This window comes from Stenotrophomonas sp. GbtcB23 (genome assembly GCF_019091045.1).
In the GTDB taxonomy this organism is placed as follows: domain Bacteria; phylum Pseudomonadota; class Gammaproteobacteria; order Xanthomonadales; family Xanthomonadaceae; genus Stenotrophomonas; species Stenotrophomonas rhizophila_A.
Genome location: NZ_JAGXKC010000640.1, coordinates 1 through 240, shown reverse-complemented (window position 1 = coordinate 240; position 240 = coordinate 1). Strand labels below are relative to the sequence as shown.

Here is a 240-nt window from a genome sequence, read left to right as displayed (position 1 = left end):
GAGACCAGTGGCCCCACCGATGTGGCCCCCCATCCCGAGTTCGCCAGCCGCAGAACGACCAAGACCATCGATGGCGAACGCACCGAAGGCTGGTTCACCGAAGACTTCACCCTGGCCGAGCTGAAGACCCTTTCCGCCCGCGAGCGCCTGCCGCAGCTGCGCAGCACTGCCTACGACGGCCAGTTCCGCATTGCCACGCTGGACGAGATCGTCACCTTCCTGGTCCAGCAGGCCGGTCGC

General features: G+C 66.7%; 1 pseudogene. It reads left to right on the top strand.

The window, feature by feature from the left end:
* Nucleotides 1-240 (top strand): annotated as a pseudogene (locus tag KVS69_RS20410) (glycerophosphodiester phosphodiesterase family protein); the annotation flags it as partial.